We start from the raw sequence: 222 nt of genomic DNA on the forward strand, positions 1-222 counted from the left end.
AGGGTATGGGGAGATCCCCATCAAGATAAATCCCATAGGAGAACAGGATGCCAAACGGCAATACTGTTAAACATGGGTGGATCTTGCTCTTATTTGTATCCCTCTATATAACGAAACGCTCAGAGGCTGTTTTACAGTGGGGGAAAAGAAAAAATATCAAAAAATTGATGATTAATGGTGAGCTTGTGATAGAATGAAAAAAAGAGAAAAGCATAAAGGATG

At 38.3% G+C, this 222-nt stretch carries 1 protein-coding gene; it reads left to right on the forward strand.

Annotation, left to right across the window (positions count from 1 at the left end):
• The first annotated feature begins 47 nt into the window (after nucleotides 1-47).
• Nucleotides 48-197, forward strand: coding sequence for a hypothetical protein (locus LI112_RS18100; RefSeq protein ID WP_195968584.1), 150 nt, complete (start codon nucleotides 48-50; stop codon nucleotides 195-197).
• Nucleotides 198-222 lie beyond the last annotated feature (25 nt).

The sequence above is a fragment of the Blautia sp. 210820-DFI.6.14 genome (assembly GCF_020558815.1).
In the GTDB taxonomy this organism is placed as follows: domain Bacteria; phylum Bacillota; class Clostridia; order Lachnospirales; family Lachnospiraceae; genus Blautia_A; species Blautia_A obeum.